Origin of the sequence: Streptomyces sp. NBC_00414 (assembly GCF_036038375.1) — a bacterium.
Taxonomy (GTDB): Bacteria; Actinomycetota; Actinomycetes; order Streptomycetales; family Streptomycetaceae; genus Streptomyces.
The window spans coordinates 2,500,846-2,517,944 of record NZ_CP107935.1 but is presented as its reverse complement, the minus strand read 5'-3'; the positions used below and the strand labels follow the sequence as shown (position 1 = coordinate 2,517,944).

13 protein-coding genes are annotated in these 17,099 nt (G+C 72.7%); 8 read left to right on the top strand and 5 right to left on the bottom strand.

From position 1 onward, the window contains the following. The first annotated feature begins 117 nt into the window (after positions 1-117). The 5 genes from OHS59_RS10760 to OHS59_RS10740 all read left to right on the top strand — a co-directional run bounded on the left by OHS59_RS10760 (position 118) and on the right by OHS59_RS10740 (position 6,613). Complete coding sequence (locus OHS59_RS10760; RefSeq protein ID WP_328493165.1) at positions 118-1,473, top strand: radical SAM protein; 1,356 nt, start codon at positions 118-120, stop codon at positions 1,471-1,473. 206 nt (positions 1,474-1,679) lie between these two features. Next, positions 1,680-3,203, top strand: a complete 1,524-nt coding sequence (locus tag OHS59_RS10755; RefSeq protein WP_328493164.1) for a cellulose-binding domain-containing protein — start codon at positions 1,680-1,682, stop codon at positions 3,201-3,203. 275 nt (positions 3,204-3,478) lie between these two features. Further along, on the top strand, positions 3,479-4,609 hold the full coding sequence (gene rsgA / locus OHS59_RS10750) for a ribosome small subunit-dependent GTPase A (protein ID WP_328493163.1): 1,131 nt from the start codon (positions 3,479-3,481) through the stop codon (positions 4,607-4,609). A 124-nt stretch (positions 4,610-4,733) separates the two neighbouring features. Then, positions 4,734-6,137: an AlkA N-terminal domain-containing protein gene (locus tag OHS59_RS10745; protein ID WP_328499162.1), complete on the top strand. Its 1,404-nt coding sequence runs from the start codon at positions 4,734-4,736 to the stop codon at positions 6,135-6,137. Then, a complete protein-coding gene (locus tag OHS59_RS10740) occupies positions 6,134-6,613 on the top strand; it encodes a methylated-DNA--[protein]-cysteine S-methyltransferase (protein WP_328493162.1) in 480 nt (159 codons plus the stop codon). The genes OHS59_RS10745 and OHS59_RS10740 overlap by 4 nt, the downstream gene beginning before the upstream one ends. A gap of 36 nt (positions 6,614-6,649) precedes the next feature. Here OHS59_RS10740 and OHS59_RS10735 read toward each other — a convergent pair whose 3' ends face one another. Beyond that, entirely contained in the window at positions 6,650-7,018 is a 369-nt protein-coding gene (locus tag OHS59_RS10735) for a PPOX class F420-dependent oxidoreductase (RefSeq protein WP_328493161.1), read from the bottom strand. 145 nt (positions 7,019-7,163) lie between these two features. Between OHS59_RS10735 and OHS59_RS10730 the strand changes: the two genes are divergently transcribed. Then, positions 7,164-8,423, top strand: a complete 1,260-nt coding sequence (locus OHS59_RS10730) for an SGNH/GDSL hydrolase family protein (protein WP_328493160.1) — start codon at positions 7,164-7,166, stop codon at positions 8,421-8,423. On the opposite strand, the gene OHS59_RS10725 is transcribed toward OHS59_RS10730, so the two are convergent. From OHS59_RS10725 to OHS59_RS10715, 3 genes are all read right to left on the bottom strand, one after another. Beyond that, positions 8,362-9,345: a hypothetical protein gene (locus tag OHS59_RS10725; protein ID WP_328493159.1), complete on the bottom strand. Its 984-nt coding sequence runs from the start codon at positions 9,343-9,345 to the stop codon at positions 8,362-8,364. The two genes, OHS59_RS10730 and OHS59_RS10725, sit on opposite strands and share 62 nt — an antisense overlap. A gap of 118 nt (positions 9,346-9,463) precedes the next feature. Beyond that, complete coding sequence (locus OHS59_RS10720) at positions 9,464-9,946, bottom strand: DUF456 domain-containing protein (protein WP_328493158.1); 483 nt, start codon at positions 9,944-9,946, stop codon at positions 9,464-9,466. Between the two features lie 55 nt (positions 9,947-10,001). Further along, entirely contained in the window at positions 10,002-11,027 is a 1,026-nt protein-coding gene (locus OHS59_RS10715) for a winged helix-turn-helix transcriptional regulator (RefSeq protein WP_328493157.1), read from the bottom strand. Between the two features lie 449 nt (positions 11,028-11,476). Between OHS59_RS10715 and OHS59_RS10710 the strand changes: the two genes are divergently transcribed. Both OHS59_RS10710 and OHS59_RS10705 read left to right on the top strand, forming a co-directional pair. Beyond that, complete coding sequence (locus OHS59_RS10710; protein ID WP_328493156.1) at positions 11,477-13,549, top strand: protein phosphatase 2C domain-containing protein; 2,073 nt, start codon at positions 11,477-11,479, stop codon at positions 13,547-13,549. A 103-nt stretch (positions 13,550-13,652) separates the two neighbouring features. After that, complete coding sequence (locus tag OHS59_RS10705) at positions 13,653-15,395, top strand: pyruvate dehydrogenase (protein WP_328493155.1); 1,743 nt, start codon at positions 13,653-13,655, stop codon at positions 15,393-15,395. A 31-nt stretch (positions 15,396-15,426) separates the two neighbouring features. On the opposite strand, the gene OHS59_RS10700 is transcribed toward OHS59_RS10705, so the two are convergent. Continuing rightward, a complete protein-coding gene (locus OHS59_RS10700) occupies positions 15,427-16,980 on the bottom strand; it encodes a helix-turn-helix domain-containing protein (protein WP_443061421.1) in 1,554 nt (517 codons plus the stop codon). Positions 16,981-17,099 lie beyond the last annotated feature (119 nt).

Below are 17,099 nucleotides of genomic sequence, written 5' to 3'. Positions count from 1 at the left end.
GCCAGGGTCCCTCCACGGCCGGGGAGGGACCCGGCACGGGGCGGCCGGGAGGCGGGGCATACCGTGAGGAGTCGAACACAGCCGCCGGGAGCACGCGCCGGGAGCGAGGAGGACGGGATGGACAGCCGAACCGCGCTGGTCGAGGATCTGATGGAAAGGTTCCCGCACGTACCGCGAGAGGCCGTCTTCAAAGAAGACCTCCTCCGCGGGGGAGTGGCCTTCGACGACTCCGCGCTCAGCGACAACGAGAACGGCGACGTCAAGCCGAAGTCCTACTTCATCTTCTCCTTCGACCACAGCACCCTGCCCGAGCTGGGCGAGGCCGCGCTGCGCCGGCCGCCCGAGGAGATCATCCTCACCGGCGGCCCGTACGACCTGCGGCGGACCGTCGTGTCCGTGCGCGTCAACCCGTCCTCGCCGTACCGGGTCGCCGCCGGCCCCGACGGCCTGCTCGGGCTGTATCTCGACGGGAAGCGGATCGCGGACGTCGGGGTGCCGCCGATGCCGGAGTACTACCGGCACAAGCTCTCCAACGGGAAGTCCGTCATGGAGGTGGCGCCGACGATCCAGTGGGGCTACCTGATCTACCTCACGGTCTTCCGCGTCTGCCAGTACTTCGGCGCCAAGGAGGAGTGCGGCTACTGCGACATCAACCACAACTGGCGCCAGCAGAAGGCGGCGGGCCGCCCGTACACCGGGGTCAAGGACGTCGACGAGATCCTTGAGGCGCTGGAGATCATCGACCGGTACGACACGGCGAAGGTGTCCACCGCGTACACGCTGACCGGTGGCGCGATCACCTCCAAGCTCCAGGGCCGCGACGAGGCCGACTTCTACGGCATGTACGCCAAGGCCATCGAGGAGCACTTCCCGGGACGGTGGATCGGGAAGGTCGTCGCCCAGGCACTGCCCCGCGACGACGTGCAGCGCTTCAAGGACTACGGCGTGCAGATCTACCACCCCAACTACGAGGTGTGGGACCGCAAGCTCTTCGAGCTGTACTGCCCGGGCAAGGAGCGCTACGTGGGCCGCGACGAGTGGCACAAGCGCATCCTCGACTCCGCGGAGGTCTTCGGCGCGCGCAACGTCATCCCCAACTTCGTCGCGGGCGTGGAGATGGCCGCGCCTTCCGGGTTCACGACGGTCGACGAGGCCATCGCGTCCACGACGGAGGGGCTGCGGTTCTTCATGTCGCACGGCATCACCCCCCGGTTCACCACCTGGTGCCCCGAGCCGACGACGCCGCTGGGCAAGGCCAACCCGCAGGGCGCGCCGCTGGAGTACCACATCCGGCTGCTGGAGGCCTACCGGGCGACGATGGACGACTTCGGGCTCTCCTCGCCGCCCGGATACGGCCCGCCCGGACCCGGCAACGCGGTGTTCTCGGTCAGCTCGTTCATGGACAGCCTCCCGGCGAACGAGCCGGTGGGGGAGGAGAGGGAAGCGGGCACGGGAGAGGTGCCGGTGGGCTGAGGGGCCGATGGGGACGTACGTCCGGGGCTGTGAGGCCTGGTGGGGCATGCGACCGGCGGTAACCGGATTTGGCGGTGCCGCTTGTCAGTTGTGCAGGAAGCGTGAAAAACTCGGCCGGTCGCGAGACGTCCCCTTCAACTCCCGTATTAAACGGGTTAGTTGACCCCACTTGAGCCCCCATCTGGATGCAGGTGAAACCCCCACCGATGCCAGACCTGCCGACCCCACAGGACGCCGCCGAGGCAACGTTGTTCTCGGAGTGCTGGGACGCGGTTCTCTCCTACGCGGACCTCTGCACCGGCGGCTCCGCCGACGCACGCCCACTGGCCTCCGAGGCCTTCTCCCGCGGCATACGCGAAGTGCGTGCCGCGGAGGCCGAGACCGGCGGCAGGAGTTTCGGTCGCCGGACGCGTGCGCCCCGGCTGCCCCGAATACCGCTCCTGCTGACCGCCGTACGACAGACGACCGCCGCCTGGGAGGCCCAGGGACACGGCGGCCGGCTCGACCCCGAACTGCGTCTGTGGCTCAACTCCGAGAAGGCCGAGCGCTTTTCGGGACCACCCCTGCACCGTCCACTGGCCCTGCGGGGACTGCGGGACATGCAGGAACCCGACGCCGCGCTCCTGTGGCTGACCGAGGTCGAGGCCATGCCGACGGCCGCGGTGGCCCGACGGCTCGGCCTCGATCCGGCGGGCGTCGTCGAGGAACTGCAGCAGGTACGCGGAGTGTTCCGCGACCGCTGCCACCGCAATCACCTCGACACCCCGCTCTCCGAGGAGTGCCGCAGCTACGCGCGGCTGCTCGACGCGGTCACCCGCTCGCCCGCGGCCGACGTGCCGGACGACCTGTCCCGGCACCTGGCACGCTGCGTCGAGTGCGCGGAGGCCGCCGCCTGTCTGAAGCACAGCGGGGGCGGCCTGCCCTCTGCGCTCGCGGGCGGAGTGATCGGCTGGGGCGGACTCGCCTACCTGGAACGGCGCCGCAGGGCCGTCGAGTCGGGGCTCAGCCGCAGCGCCGCCGACGACACGGACGAACAGCCGGCCGGCTGGGTGAAGGAGCGCGGCGGCCGGGCCCGGATCGGGCGGGCCGGGCTGCTGGCCGTGGCCGCCGGGGTCTCGCTCCTCGCCCTCGTCGTCACCCTGGTGCCCTTCGGCTCGGACGACGGCACCGACGACACCGCCGTGGAGTCGGCGGGACGGCAGCCCGTGGGGGAGCAGGTGCCCTCGTTCGACGGCCTGCCGTCCGGGCCGGGATCGGTCGGCGAATCGACATCGTCCACCTCGTCCCCGGAGACCCCGAAGTCCAGCGCGGGCGCGGGCGTCAGTACGGACCCGGAGTCGGAGAAGGAGGCACAGGGCGACTCCTCGTCCTCCGCTGAGGAGGACGACGCCGCGCCCAATCCCAGCGAGCCCGCCGTCTGCCACGCCAGGTACGACCTGGTCAGCGAGTGGCCGGACGGTTTCCAGGCCACCGTCACCGTCAAGTCCGACTACGCCCTCGACACCTGGCGCGTCGGCTGGACCTTCCGTGACGGGCAGAAGATGACACAGATGTGGGACGGCAGCTTCGACCAGGAGGGCTCGCGTGTGACCGCGAGCGCCGCCGACTACAACAAGTCCGTCGCCGCGGGAGGTTCACTCGCCGTGGGCTTCCTCGCCTCGTGGCACGGCGAGAACTCCTCCCCGGTCGACTTCACGCTGAACGGGCGGAGTTGTACGCACTCCAGCTGAGCGTACGAGGCTGGGCCGGGCGGGGCCGACCGGGTCGGAAAAACCGGTTGGCCCGGCCGCGGGCTCGGGCTATGGTCGGGTTGTTCGAGCGGCGGACGTACTCCGCCGCCGATGTCGTACCGATGTGATCAGGGAGGTGTGAACGATGGCTGTCTTGGCGATGGGCGCTGCCCGCATCCGGAAGTACATCGAATCCACCTCTGTGGTCACCGGCTGACAACCTTCTTCCGCGCCCGAGTGCGCGCGGCCGGGGCCGCCCTTCGAAGGGTCACCCCTTGTCTTTCTCGTCTTCCTCCATCTCTTCTTCCGCGTCTTCTGTTTCCTCGGTTCATCCGCTCGTGCCCTATGGCTGGGACGACGCGTGGGCCGCCGCATTCGCCCCCCACCTCGAACGCGGTCTCGTACCGGGACGGGTCGTGCGGGTCGACCGCGGGCAGTGCGACGTGATCACCGCCGACGGGCCCGTGCGGGTCGACACCGAGTTCGTCACTCCCAACGACCCGCTCCGGGTCATCTGCACCGGGGACTGGGCCGTCGTCGACCCCGGCGGGGACCCCCGCTACGTACAGACGTATCTGCCGCGTCGTACCGCCTTCGTGCGGTCGACCTCGTCCAAGAGGTCGGAAGGGCAGATCCTCGCCGCCAACGTGGACTTCGCGATCATCGCGGTGTCCCTGGCGGTGGAGCTCGACCTCGGCCGGATCGAACGGTTCCTGGCCCTGGCCTGGGAGTCCGGCGCCCAGCCGCTGGTCGTGCTGACCAAGGCCGACCTCGTGCCCGACCCGGTGGGCCTCGCCTATCTCGTGCAGGACGTGGAGACCGCCGCGCCGGGCGTGCAGGTGCTGGCGGTCAGCTCCACGGACGGGGCCGGGCTCGACGTGCTCGGCGCCGTCGTGTCCGGCGGGACCTCCGTGCTGCTCGGCCAGTCCGGAGCGGGCAAGTCGACGCTCGCCAACGCGCTGCTCGGGGAGGACGTGATGGCCGTCCAGGCGGCGCGTGACGTCGACGGCAAGGGCCGGCACACCACGACGACCCGGAATCTGCTCGTGCTGCCGGGCGGCGGCGTGCTGATCGACACCCCAGGTCTGCGGGGGGTCGGGCTCTTCGACGCCGGTAGCGGGGTCGGGCAGGTGTTCTCCGAGATCGAGGAGCTCGCCCAGGGCTGCCGGTTCCTGGACTGCGCGCACGTGGCCGAACCCGGTTGCGCGGTGCTGGCCGCGCTGGCCTCCGGGGTGCTGCCCGAGCGGCGGCTCGAAAGCTACCGCAAGCTCCTCCGCGAGAACCAGCGGATCGTGGCCAAGACCGACGCGCGCGTCCGCAACGAACTGCGCCGGGAGTGGAAGCGCCGGGGCGCCGAAGGGCGGGCCGCGATGGAGGCCAAGCGCGGATATCAGGGCCGCGCCTGAGTCCTTGACCGAGTGAGGGCGGGACCGGCCGGTCCCGCCCCCACCCGGCCGCGCGAGCCGTCGGCAGCGTCGCGTCCGAAATCCGCCAGCCCGCAGGTCACCGGCGGCGCAGACTGGAGGGGTGATTGACGAAGAGACCGGATACGGAGCCGTACGCAGCCGGGACGCCCGGTTCGACGGGGCGTTCTTCTTCGCCGTGGAGACGACGGGGATCTACTGCCGCCCGAGCTGCCCCGCGGTGACGCCGAAGCGGCAGAACGTGCGGTACTACGCCACGGCCGCCGCCGCACAGGGCTCGGGCTTCCGGGCCTGCCGCAGATGCCGCCCGGACGCCGCCCCGGGGTCCGCCGAGTGGAACGTACGCGCCGACGTCGTGGGACGCGCCATGCGGATGATCGGCGACGGGGTCGTCGACCGCGAGGGCGTCGCCGGGCTCGCCGGCCGGCTCGGCTACAGCGCCCGCCAGGTGCAACGGCAGCTCACCGCCGAACTGGGCGCGGGCCCGGTGGCCCTGGCACGCGCCCAGCGGGCCCACACCGCACGGGTGCTCCTGCAGACCACGGGGCTGCCGGTCACCGAGATCGCCTTCGCGGCCGGGTTCGCGAGCGTGCGCCAGTTCAACGACACGATCCGCACGGTGTACGCGTCCACCCCGACCGGGCTGCGCACCGCCGCGAACCGCGGCGGGACACGCCCCTCCGCCACCCCCTCCGCGGGCATCCCGCTGCGCCTCGCCCACCGCGGCCCGTACCAGGCCGCCGCCGTCTTCGACCTGCTGGGCGCCGAGGCCGTCCCGGGCGTCGAGGAGGTGAGCGGCGCCCCCGGGTCCCGTACCTACCGGCGGACCCTGCGGCTGCCGTACGGGACGGGCGTCGTCGCCGTCGGGGAGCGGCTGTCGGACGCCTCCGCCCACAGCAGCGGCTGGCTCGACGCCCGGCTGCACCTCACCGACCTGCGGGACCTCACCACCGCCGTACAGCGCCTGCGCCGCCTGTTCGACCTCGACGCCGACCCGTACGCGGTCGACGAGCGGCTCGGCGCCGACCCGCGGCTGGCCCCGCTGGTCGCGGCCAGGCCGGGCCTGCGCTCGCCCGGCGCCGCCGACCCGGAGGAACTGGCCGTCCGCGCGCTCGTCGGACCCCACGAGGCCGAGCGGCTCGTGCGGGCGTACGGGAAGGCGCTGGACTCGCCCTGCGGGACGCTCACGCACGTCTTTCCCGAGCCCGCCTCGCTCGCGGAGTCCGGCGGCACCCTGGGAGTCCTCTGCGGAGCCCTCGCGGACGGCAGCCTGCGGCTCGACCCGGGCGCCGACCGGGAGGCGGCGCGGGCCGCGCTGCTCGCCCTGCCCGGCCTGGACGCCCGCGTCGTGGCCGCCATGCGGACCCGGGCGCTCGGCGACCCCGATGTGGGCCCGCCTGATGCGCGGGTCCCCGACACCTGGCGGCCCTGGCGCTCCTACGCCCTGCGTCACCTCGAAACAGCCCAGCAGGCCCAGCAGGCCCAGCAGCCGGAAGGCGAAGACAAGTGACCACGTACTACACCACCCTCGACAGCCCCGTCGGTGAACTCCTGCTCACCGCGGACGAGTCCGGAGCGCTGACCTCCCTGTCCGTGCCGGGCCAGAAGGGCGGCCGCACGGTCGGGCCCGGCTGGCGGCACGCGCCGGAGCTGTTCGAGGAGGCCGAACGGCAGCTCGCCGCCTACTTCGCCGGTGAACTCAAGGAGTTCCGGCTGGAGTTGCGGGCGAGCGGCACCGAGTTCCGGGAGAAGGTCTGGGACGCCCTCGACTCCGTCCCCTACGGCACGACCACCACGTACGGGGAGATCGCCGCGCGGATCGGTGCCTCGCGGGTCGCCGTACGGGCCGTCGGCGGAGCGATCGGCGCCAATCCGCTGCTGATCGTCCGCCCCTGCCACCGCGTGATCGGCGCCGACGGATCCCTCACCGGGTACGCGGGCGGGCTGGAACGCAAGGTCCGGCTCCTCACCCTCGAAGGCCGCTGACGGACGGCCGGGCGACGGCCCGGCCGTCCCCCTCGGTCAGTCCTCCAGACCCCAGCTGTGGATCCGCCGGGGACGGATGCGGATCAGCTCCTCGCTGAAGTGCGGACCCAACTCGTGCGGCCCGGTCAGGAGTTCGGCATCCCCACGGATGTCCACCCCGCGCACCTTCCAGGGCCGGACGCTGACGATGTCGTCGATCACCAGGGCGACCTTCGGGTTCTTCTGCAGATTGCGCCACTTCTTGGTGGTTCCCATGGCATAGCCGCCGATGAGGATCGTCCCGTCGTCCTGCGGAAAGAAGCCGACGGGGTTCGCCTGCGGCTGGCCGTGCTGGTCGACAGTGGCGAGGCGGCCCAGCCGCTGGGACTTTAGGTACGCCCGTTCGGCTTCACTGAATGCGGTCATGTCAGCAGCCAAACACGGTTTTCCCGCCCTCCGCACCGGATCCTGACTCCGGGCCCCAGGACCTTTCCCCCGCGGGCTCCATCCGGGCTCCATCCGGGGTCCGTCCGGGTTTGACTCAGGCTGCATCGGCGGAAGGCACGAACGCATGGTCGAGGTCCGACGAAGAGCTGCCGGCCGGGCCCTGGCCGCCCTGGCCGGCGCGCTGGCGCTCACCCTGGCGGGCACGGCCGTGGCCCACGGAGGGCCCCGGGCCGCCCCCGACCGCACGGGCGCGCGGGCCGCCCCCGAGCACTGGACGGGCACCTGGGAAGCCGCCGCCTCCGGCACCGCGGCCCCGCTCCCCGGCGCCTCGATCCGTAACGTCGTCCGCACGAGCGTCGGCGGTACGGCCGTCCGCGTACGGGTGTCCAACCGGCTCGGCACCCTGCCGCTCGTGCTCGGCGCGGCCACCCTCGCCAGGCAGCGGCCGAACGCGCCCAAGAGCCCGGACGCCCTCTCCGGCACGATGCGCACGCTCACCTTCGGCGGCCGGAAGAAGGTCACCGTGCCGGCCGGCAAGGACGTCGTCAGCGACCCCCTCACCCTGCACGTCCCCGCCGCCGCCAACCTCCTCGTCACCCTCCACACGCCCGGAGACTCGGGCCCCGCGACCTACCACCGCGACGCGCTGCAGACCAACTTCCTCGCCCTGGAAGGCAATCGCGTCGCCGACGTGAGCGGCGCGGCCTACAAGGCGACGACCCGGTCCTGGTACTACGTGACCGGCGTCGACGTCCGCCGCCCGCAGGCCCCGGGGAGCGTGGTCGCGCTCGGCGACTCCCTCACCGACGGCTCCGGCTCGACACCGAGCGCCAACCGCCGGTGGCCCGACCGGCTCGCCGAACGGCTCCGCGCCCTGCCGGCCGACCGGCGGCAGGGCGTGCTGAACGCGGGCGTCGCCGGCAACCGGCTGCTGCTCGAAGGCCGCGGGCCCAGCGCGCTGGCCCGGTTCGACGCCGATGTGCTCTCCCGCACGGGGGTGCGCACCCTGATCGTGATGGAGGGCGTCAACGACATCAAGAGCGCGCCGAACCAGACCGACCCGGCCGCCCTCGGCGCCGCGTACCGCGAGATCGTCCGGCGCGCCCACGCCCGCGGGATCCGGGTCGTCGGGGCAACGCTCACCCCGTTCGGTGGCCACGGCAGCCACACGGCTGCCCGCGAACGCGTACGCAGGTCGGTCAACCAACTCATCCGCACCGGCGGGCTGTTCGACGCGGTCGCCGACTTCGACGCCGTCGTCCGCGACCCGTCCCGGCCTGACCGTATGCGCGCCGCCTACGATCCCGGCGACCATCTCCACTTCAACGACGCGGGCATGCGGGCACTGGCCGACAGCATCGATCTCGCCGACCTCTACCGGTAACAGACCGTGAATTGAGCTGAGTTATGGCGTGGGCGGCGTGCCACCAGGAGCGGTGCGTCACCGCCAGCCCGTCGTACGGCAGTCGGGCCGCCTTGCGGACCGCCGCCAGGGCCCGCCCCCGTGCCGTCGCCCTCGGATACGAGTGCGTGACATGGACGTACAGGGTCCGGCGGGACCCATGTGTCCGCTCCCGCCATGCGGTGACGTGCTGGCCGCCGGACAGGAGCGGCTGTACGGCGGCGGAGACGCCGTCGTGCTCCTCGATCCCGGCGGGCGGATTCCCGGTGTACCCCTCCGGCAGTGGCTTGAACGCGGCGCGCGGGCTGATCGCCTCCGCCGGACGGAACACCCACCGGAAGTCGCGCTCGCCCCTGCTCGGTGTCACCTCGACGGCCAGGACCGAGCGGGTGGTGTGCACCAGCGCGCGGATCGCGAGGGTGCCGCGGTCCGTGGTGAGCGTCCCGGTCAGTTCGGCGTCCCGCAGCCCGAGCCGCAAGTCCAGGCCGGTGATCGCGCCCACCGGCTCCAGGGTGAAGTGGCCGATCGGCAGCCGAGCGAGCCCGAAGAGCGACCCGAACCGCGGGCGGTGGTCCTGCACCTCGGAGTGCTGCACGTTGAAGCGGACGGCCTCGGTCTCCCTGCCCGGCTCGGCGTAGATGCCGGAACCGAGGAAGCCGTTGCCCAGGAACGGACCCTCGTACCAGGTCTTCGGCATCCGCTGCCAGACGAGGTCGGCGTCGTCGAGGACGGTACGCCAGGGGTCGGAAATCGCGGAGGTCGGGACGGTCGGGACGGTCCGGGCGATCGGAGCGCTTTCGAGGCCGGCCGCGCTCGCCTGCGCCGGCAGGCCCGCGGTGAGGAAGGCCGCCCCGCCTACGGCGGATCCGGTGGCGAGCACGTTACGTCTGGACGGGCTGGGCATCGCGACTCCCGGCAGCTTATGCGGTGATTCATCGGAGCTATCTCGTGACGCAACGTAGAGAAGGTGTACGAAGACGTCAATAAGGAGGGATAGATCCTATGTATCACTTGGGGTTGGGTCAGCCCCAGATCACGGCCCCCAGCCAGGCCCCCGCGATCAGCAGACAGGCGAACAGCTCCACCAGCACGCTCGTCCCGCCCCGGCGCATCACCCTGCGCACCGAGGCCATCGCGTCCCCGTGGCCGCCGAGCCGCAGCCGTTCGGAGAGGTAGGCGCCGCCGAGATAGCCGGGTATCGCACCGAGCACCGGCACGACGAAGAAGCCGAGCAGCGCCCCGACGCCCGCGTACACCGCCATTCGGGGGGTGGCGCCGCTCGACCGCAGCCTGCGCGGCGGCAACCGCCAGCGGACCACCTGGGCGACGAGGAGAACGGCCGTGGCGCCCACGAGCACCCCCCAGGACAGCGCCCGGGGAACCTCGAACGCCCACCACAGGACCGCGGCCCACACGAGCCACGACCCCGGCGCGCCGGGCACCAGCACCCCGCTCAGGCCGAGCAGTATCACCACACCGACCAGCAGGAGTTCCCACGCTCCCATCTGCCCAGGGTGCCCCAGTACTGGTGAACCCGCAGGTCAGAACAGCGGGCCCCGGTCAGTCCCGTGGGCCCCGGGCCACCCAGCCCTTCTCGTACGTGTGCCAGCCGAGCTGGAGGCGGGTCGTCACGCCCGTCAGCTCCATCAGCCGCTTCACCCGGCGCTGCACGGTCCGCAGCCCCAGGTCGAGCTGTTTGGCGACGCTCGCGTCGGTCAGTCCCGCGAGGAGCAGGGAGAGGATTTCGAGGTCGGTGCCGTCGGGCCCGTCCCGCTCCTCCTCGACGACGGCGCCGGGCCCGTCGGGCGTTCCGGGCGCGCCGAGCCGCAGCGGCAGGGCGTCGCGCCACACCGACTCGAACAGGCCCGACAGCGATTCGAGCAGCCCGCTGGCGTGCACGACGAGCGCGGCGGGCTCCAGGGACTGCGAGGTCAGCGGCACCATGGCGAGGGCACGGTCGACGATCACCAGTTTCGTCGGCACCGCGTCCACGACCCGCACCCGCTCGTTCCGGCCGAGTGCCGCGGACAGTTCGGCGATGCCGCCCGGCAGGTGCAGGACCGACCGCTCGACGACCACGCGGTAGCGGACACCGCGGCCGGCGGCCTGCTCCTCCGCGTCGTTGTCCGTCCCGGACACCACGACGGGGTTGCCGGTGACCAGGGCGCACACCTCGTCGCTCGCACCGAGCTGGAGCTGCAGGAAGCGCTGCGCGACCGCGGCGGCACCGGTCACCACCTCCACCAGGTCGACCGCGGCGGGCTCGGTGGCCTGCGCGCGGTACTCCTCGGCGAGCAGCGCGGCCGTCAGCTCCGCCTGGTCCAGCTCGTGGCGCCGCTGGGTGAGCAGCGCGCCGAGCGCCACACCGGGCGGCGCGGCGACCCAGCGGCCGGACCGCGCCGACGACTGGGCCGCGAGCCCGTGCCGCTCCAGCCTGCGCAGCGCGCGCTCGGTGTCGTGCTCGCCGAGCGTGAGCCGTCGCGCGAGATCGGGCACGTCGGCGGCGCCCACGGACACCAGTGCCCGGTACGCCGACTCGTGTGTGTCGTCCAGCCCCAGTGCTGCCAGACCTGTCGCTCCCAGCATGCGGCGACGCCCCTCCCCGAACACCGGCCGTGGCGGAAAACGGCCACGGCGTAAAACCGCCTCGGCACATCATCGCCGTACCGTGCGGGTCTCTGCCAAGGTGGCGCCAGGACGGTGCGGGGCGCCGCCCCGCCACGGACCGGTGAGGACCGGCCGATGACCGGGAGAACGGGGCCCCGGCGGATGAACGGGACGGCAGGTGGAACCCGACCCGTGAACACAGCCCGGCCCCGGGGAAGCAGGTCACACTCGGGGCCGGACCGGCCGGTTCCGCGAGGGGCCCGGCCGCCCAGATTGTGACGCGGGTGCCGGCTGCGTGCCGGAGCCCGGTCACACCGGCGCCGCCGGGTGGTTCTCCCGTGGGGGGTGGGACTGCCCGGCGGTCCCGTATCGCTGGTTTTTACCGATGCACCGTTTTCATCCGGCCTCAGCGGTGGACAATTACGGGCATGAGCCAGCAGGGGGAGAGGCCGACCGGTCAGCAGGACGACTGGTGGGGGCAGCTGTACGACGACTCCACGGGGGACACCGGGCCCGCGCCCGCGTCGGACTCCCTCGACGACCGCTTCGCCTCGGCGACGGACACTCTGGGAACCCCCACGGACCCGCCCGCGGCCGACCCCGCGGAACGCCCCACCGAGCCCCCGACACCGCCCGCCACGGGCCGGAGCATCCCGCCACAACGCCCCGCACCCGCACCCGAGCCCCGTGAGGCGCACGGCGAAGCGCCACGCACCGGCCCACCCTTCGAGCCCCGTGAGGGGCGCGGGGAACTGCGCGGCCGGCCCTCACGGCCCGCCCCCGACGCACGACCCGCGGGGACGCCCACCGATGACGGCTCCGCGGAGAAGATGCCCCCACCCTGGTGGCCCCCGAGCGGCCCGGCGGCCGCAGCACCGTGGGCGCCCCACGGCCCGTGGACGACCGACCCACGCGGCGCGGGGACGGGCGGCCCGGGGACGGGCGGCCCGGTCACCGACAACCCCGGCCCCGCCCGAGGCGAGCCCCGCCCCGACGAGCGGCCGGAGCCGGACGCCCGGTCGGACCCCCAGTCGGACCCCCTGTGGCGCAGCGGACTACGGCGGCAACGGGCCCCCTGGGAAGCCCCGCCCGAGGACCCCCCGGGCCCGACCACCTTCCAGCAGGGACAGGGCCCGACGGCCTACCGCACACCACCGCCCACGGCCATGTCCACCGAAGTACCGGGTTCGCCGGCCCCGACCTCACGCCCACCGTCGGACCAGCCGTCGGACCAGCCCTCGAACCAGCCGTCGGACCGCCCGTCAGGTCGGCCGTCCGAGTGGCCCCAACCGCCAGGCGGCCCGCCCACGATCGGCCCCCCGCCCACCGTGGGCACCCCGTCCGTCGGGGACACCGCCCGTCGCGAGCCCGCCACCGGCCACCGGCCCGCGGACGGGGCCGAGGCCGAGGCGCCCGCGGCCGAAGAGGCCGCCGAATCCCCGGCGAACCCCCGCCACGCCACCCTCCTCGACGTCCCCACGGGCACCCCGGCCGCGTCCGACCAGCCCGTCCTCCAGGTGCCCGACACCCCCACCCCGCTCGACCACGTGGGCTCCGGCCCGCCGACCTACGACCCCGAGCCCACCGCGCTGCCGCCCGCCGACCCGGACGACCTCGACGACCTCGTGGCCGACACCGTGCTGGACGGGGCCTCGTACGGCACGTACACCCTGCGAGCCGTGTCGGTGCGAGGGGACTCGGCCCGGTTCCGCGGCGAACCGCGCAGGGACTCCCTGCTCACCGCCCGCTTCGGCACAGGTGACGGCGCGCTCGTCCTGGTGGCCATGGCGACCGGCGCCCGCGCCACCCCCGACGCCCACCGGGCCGCCGCCGAGGCATGCCACTGGATCGGACGGGCCGTGGGCCGCAGCCACGCACGGCTGGCCGAGGACATCAGGGCCGCCCGACGCGGCGACCTGAAGTCGGGCCTGCACCGCCTCACCGACCGCAGCCTCGGCAAGCTGCGGGCCGGCGCGGTCGAGCGGGGCGTCGAACCGGAGGAGTACACCGCGAGCCTGCGCTGCCTGCTGCTCCCCGCCGACCCCGAGTGCCGTACGCGCGTCTTCTTCGGCGTCGGCGCGGGCGGCCTTTTCCGGCTGCGGGACGGCGAGTGGCAGGACATCGAACCGCGCGTCGCCGACACCGCGGGCGAGGCCGTCGTCGGCTTCGGATCGCTGCCCCACGAGACGCCCGAGGGCGATCGCCTCACCATGGACCTGGGCATCACCACACCCCCGAGCCCGTACGAACCGGCGCCCGAGCCGCCGCCCCGCGACCCCTTCCGCTTCCGGGCCTCCGTCGCCCGCCCGGGCGACACGCTCCTGCTGTGCAGCGGCGGGCTCGCCGAACCCCTGCGCGGCGAGCCGCGCCTGGTCGAACACCTCACCGCACGCTGGTCGCGGGCCGAGCCGCCCGGGGTCGCCGCGTTCCTCGCGGACAGCACGGTCCGGGTCAAGGGGTACGCCGACGACCGGACAGCCGCCGCCGTTTGGGAGGCGTAACCGCGCCCGCTGTGAACAGATGGGACCTGAGGGGATCCCGTGAGAGCGATCGTCAGCGAACGACAGCGATCGCCAGCGATCGACAGCAAAGGGCGTGTGACTCATGGCCAAGCAGAACGTCGCCGAGCAGTTCGTCGACATCCTCGTCCGTGCCGGCGTCAAACGTCTGTACGGAGTCGTCGGCGACAGCCTCAACCCGGTCGTCGACGCGATCCGGCGCAACTCCGCCATCGACTGGATCCACGTCCGGCACGAGGAGACGGCGGCCTTCGCCGCGGGCGCCGAGGCCCAGATCACCGGCGGGCTCGCGGCCTGCGCGGGTTCCTGCGGCCCGGGAAACCTCCACCTCATCAACGGCCTGTACGACGCCCACCGCTCCATGGCCCCCGTGCTCGCCCTCGCCTCGCACATTCCGTCCAGCGAGATCGGCCTCGGTTTCTTCCAGGAGACCCACCCCGACCAGCTGTTCCGTGAGTGCAGCCACTACAGCGAGATGATCTCCAACCCGCAGCAGATGCCCCGCCTGCTCCAGACCGCCATCCAGCACGCGGTCGGACAGGGCGGCGTCAGCGTGGTGACGCTGCCGGGCGACATCGCCGACCAGCCCGCTCCGGACAAGGCCGCCGAGACGGCCCTCGTCACCTCCCGCCCGACCGTGCGCCCGGGAGACACCGAGATCGACAAGCTCGCCGCGATGATCGACGCGGCCGACAAGGTCACGCTCTTCTGCGGCAGCGGCACGGCGGGCGCGCACGCCGAGGTCATGGAGTTCGCCGAGAAGATCAAGTCCCCGGTCGGGCACGCCCTGCGCGGCAAGGAGTGGATCCAGTACGACAACCCGTACGACGTCGGCATGAGCGGACTCCTCGGGTACGGCGCCGCCTACGAGGCCACCCACGAGTGCGACCTGCTGATCCTGCTGGGCACCGACTTCCCGTACAACGCCTTCCTGCCGGACGACGTCAAGATCGCCCAGGTCGACGTGCGGCCCGAGCGTCTCGGGCGCCGCTCGAAGCTGGACCTCGCGGTGTGGGGCGACGTGAAGGAGACCCTGCGCTGTCTCACCCCGAAGGTGAGCCCCAAGAGCAACCGCCGCTTCCTCGACAAGATGCTCAAGAAGCACGCCGACGCCCTCGACGGGGTCGTCAAGGCCTACACCCGCAAGGTCGAGAAGCACGTTCCGATCCACCCGGAGTACGTCGCCTCCGTCCTCGACGAACTCGCCGACGACGACGCCGTGTTCACCGTCGACACCGGTATGTGCAACGTGTGGGCGGCCCGGTACATCACGCCCAACGGCCGCCGCCGCATCATCGGTTCCTTCTCGCACGGCTCCATGGCGAACGCCCTGCCGCAGGCCATCGGCGCCCAGTTCACCGACCGGGGCCGCCAGGTCGTCTCGATGTCGGGCGACGGCGGATTCTCCATGCTGATGGGCGACTTCCTCACCCTCGTCCAGTACGACCTGCCGGTGAAGGTCGTCCTCTTCAACAACTCGTCCCTGGGCATGGTCGAGCTGGAGATGATGGTCGCAGGTCTCCCCGCGCACGGGACGGCCAACAAGAACCCCGACTTCGCCGCCGTGGCGCGGGCCTGCGGTGCCTACGGCGTACGCGTCGAGAAGCCCAAGCAGCTCGCGGGCGCCCTGAAGGACGCCTTGAAGCACAAGGGCCCCGCTCTCATCGACATCGTCACCGACCCGAACGCCCTGTCCATCCCGCCGAAGATCAGCAAGGAGATGGTCACGGGCTTCGCCCTGTCGGCGTCCAAGATGGTCCTCGACGGGGGAGTGGGCCGCATGGCGCAGATGGCCCGCTCCAACCTCCGCAACATGCCCCGACCGTAGGGCTCCCCGACGAGAACCGGGGCGCCGGCGGTCAGCCGGCGGGGACCCACTTGCGCTCCGAGCCTTCCGTTCCGTACCAGTAGCGCGGCAGACCCTTGATGGCGCTCGTACGGAACGGACGGCCGTGGTCGTCGATGCGGGCCGTGCCGGTGCGCCCCTCGGACGACCAGTCGAGCTCCAGGTACCACGAGCAGCCGCAGGTCTCCGTCTGCGCGGTGACGAGCAGCACCTCCGGGTCCTTCGCCGACACCCGGTACGGCATCCGCAATGCCGGGATCGGCGTGCCGGTGTCGTTGCCGGGCACCGCGCGGGCGATCGGACGGTCCTTGTCCAGGTCGACGGCGAAGGAGCGCGGGGTGATCGAGCCGCCGCAGCCCTGGTCCATGGCGTAGACCGTGCCGGGGTCGGGAGCGGTGCGGCCGACCACCCGGACCCGCAGATCCGTCAGGACGACGGCCGTCGAGGTCCGGCCCTGCACCGAGATCTCCACATTGGTCTCCCGGCCGTGCACCGCGCGCTGGGTCGCCGCCCAGGTCCCGGCGTCCTGCGGAGCCGGTGGCGGCGGAACCTGCTGCGGCTCCTTGCGGATGACGTAGTCGTGGCCGCAACCGAGCTTCCAGGCCTGCGAGTTCGCGGTCCAGGTGAGGGGCGCGGCGACGGGTCCGCTGCCGCCCTGCTTCCGCTTGGTGCCTTCCGAACGGGAAGGCGTGCCGTTCCCGCCGGGGGACTTGGAGGCCTTGCCCGTGGCGCCTGCCGAGGGCGACAAGCCGCTCCTGCCGGGAGAGGGGCTCGCGGACGAGCGGTCACGGGTGCCCGGGCCGGCCGTCGGAGTGGGGGACGGGCGGACGTTCTCGGAGGCGTCGTCGGAGGACCGGTCGTCGGAGAGAGCCGACAGGCCGCCCAGCGTGAGGAGCAGCGCGGACGCCGCCGCGACGGTGACGGCGATCCGCCGCCGGTACCAGGCGCGGCGGGGGCGCGCGTCGGCGGAACCGGCACCCGCACCCGCGCCCGCGTCGGACACGAGTGCGTCCACGGAATCGGGACCGGAGTCGGACCCGGGACCGGAGTCGGATGCCGGGCCGGTGCCGGGTGCCGGGCTGGGGGCGGGCGAGTCCGGGGTCTTCGCGGGGTCCGGCGGTCCGCCGTCCTCCGTCATGTCCGGTGCGGGTGCGGGGGCTGATGCCGGTGCCGGTGCTGATGTCGGGCTCTCGGACGGAGCGGGTGTACGTGGCCGCTGCCGGGCGGCGACCGCCAGGATCCACCGGCGGTGCAGTTCGAGCCGCTCGTCCGGCGTCGCCCCGCACAGCACGGCGAACCGCTCCACGGGGGCGAAGTCGAGCGGCACCGCGTCGCCGGCGCAGTAGCGGTGCAGCGTCGAGGTGTTCATGTTCACCCGGCGCGCGAGGGCGCCGTAACTGCGGTCCGTCCGTGCCTTCAGACGTCTCAGCAGTGCCGCGAACTCCTCGACGTCGTCGTCCCGAGTCGACACCGTTCCCCCGTACTGGTCGTCCGTACTGTCCGTACTGGCCGTCGCCCCCGGTCGAGGGGCCTGTCCCGTCCCGGAAGAGCATCCCAGGCACTCCATATACCTGCACGTCAGGAGGGCTGGGATGGTTCCACCGTGGCGTGAACGGCGCCGCCTGTTGCGCGGACTGCGAGTGACGGCTGATGCTTCTGGTGTCGCAACGACCGCCGCCGGACCGA